Annotated in this window: 2 protein-coding genes; both read left to right on the top strand. The window is 39.0% G+C overall.

Annotated features, from left to right (window positions below):
* A partial coding sequence (locus HT719_RS11720; RefSeq protein ID WP_240156568.1) for a CAP domain-containing protein occupies positions 1-776 on the top strand: 776 nt, incomplete at its 5' end.
* Positions 739-1,500 (top strand): hypothetical protein, encoded by a 762-nt coding sequence (locus tag HT719_RS09025; protein ID WP_172928947.1) that lies wholly within the window; start codon positions 739-741, stop codon positions 1,498-1,500. The genes HT719_RS11720 and HT719_RS09025, both read left to right, overlap by 38 nt.
* The last annotated feature ends 192 nt before the right edge of the window (positions 1,501-1,692 follow it).

The following is a 1,692-nucleotide window of genomic DNA, read 5'->3' as shown; positions in this document are numbered from 1 at the left end:
CAAAATCAGAAGCACCAGCAGCGCCAGCACCAAAATCAGAAGCACCGGTAGCTACAAGACCAACCACGGAAGATCCAGTAATACCGAAAGGGGAAGTGCCGGCTGTACCACAAAAGGAGGTGCAGACTGTATTTAAATCGGAAGTGAGTCAAGCATCTGCTGGCAATGTTTTGGTGGGAATCAAAGGAGAATTTTTAACACCAGATCAACAAGCTATCTTAGATTCTCTTAATAAGATTCGTAAAGAGGCTTTTGAGGAGAAATTAGTAGATAAGTATGTTCCGATTAAGTGGTCAACACAACTGGAAAAAACGGCTCTTATGAGAGCTGCTGAGTCTTCTATTACGAATGCCCATGCTCGTCTCTCTGACAAAAATATTTGGACAGCTTTTCCGACTGGTACTAGAACATTTGGAGAAAACTTGGCGTGGAATTATAAAGGATTTGCAGAGGCGATTAAGCAATGGTACTCAGAAAAAGCCGATTATATTAAAAAATCAAAGGGTGAGACAGTTGCAGGTCAAACTGGTCATTATAAATCATTGATAAATCCTCTATATACTTATACAGGTCTTGGTGCATTTAATAACCCTCGTCATGAACATCACTGGATTACTGTTGCACAAATTTTAGGAGATAAGGTCGACTCGGAGGCTTTAGTTGGACAGTATGGGCCAGCAATTCAAGAAGCAGAGGTGACAGAATCTCAACTTTCCTCATTTAAAACAAAAGCTGATATTGTCGAAAACATATCTGATAGAAGAGACAAACAGTAAAGATGTTAATTCACAGGAAGCGTCTTCAGAAACAAGAGATGTAACATCGCACGGTAACGGAGCAACAGAGGAAGCAAAGACTGTAGAATCTACGGAAAGCACAGAGAAAAGTCAAGTAGAACCAGCTGAAAACACATCAGCTACGGATATGGCAGAAACAGGAAAAACATCTGTAGCTCCATCATCAGACTCAGAAAAAGTATTGACCACCACAGAAGAAACTGGAGAAGCGACTTCGTCTGATTCTAACTTAGTAAATTCACAAGAAAATAATTCTGAGACACAAGATGGAACAACAAATGCCACATCAGAAGAATCGTCAGAGTCAAAAGAAGCATCAATTACCTCTGAAAGTGAGTCAACAGACACACAACCATCTGTAGAAGTAGGAACAGAAGAAACACTAGCTCCAAAAGACGCAGGAACAACAGTAGAAGCTGAAGAAGTTGTAACATCAGCTCCTCAAAAGGTCAAAGTCAATGTTTTTTATAACTTTGATAAAATGAAAGATATTGCAGGTTTTCTAGGAGATATCAATGGAACTCCTCTTGAAATCGCGGAAGGTTCAACAGATGATGAAGTAAAAGTAGCAGTCAAGAACCAAGTTGATGCCAAGAAAGAGGAATTACGTAAACGTGGTTATACTGTTAAAGAAGACTATCTCTATAAAAATAATGGGAAAGATTATAATTACGTTGTAACATTTTCAAAAGCAGCTAAATAATTTTCATTCCACAGAGAGTGAAATGCAAGCAGAGAGAGCGATAGGCTCTCTTTGTTTTATCTAGTGGTCAGTTGCTTACAGACAAAAGGCCAATAAGAGGCTATAATAGAAAATAGAGTAGGTAGTTATTCTAATACTCTTCGAAAATCTCTTCAAACCACGTCAGCTTCCATCTGCAACCTCAAAACAGTG

The sequence above is a fragment of the Streptococcus sp. k-378 genome (assembly GCF_013277505.1).
GTDB lineage: Bacteria > Bacillota > Bacilli > Lactobacillales > Streptococcaceae > Streptococcus > Streptococcus pseudopneumoniae.
Note: the sequence above shows the minus strand (reverse complement) of the source record. Positions and strands in the feature narration are given on the sequence as shown.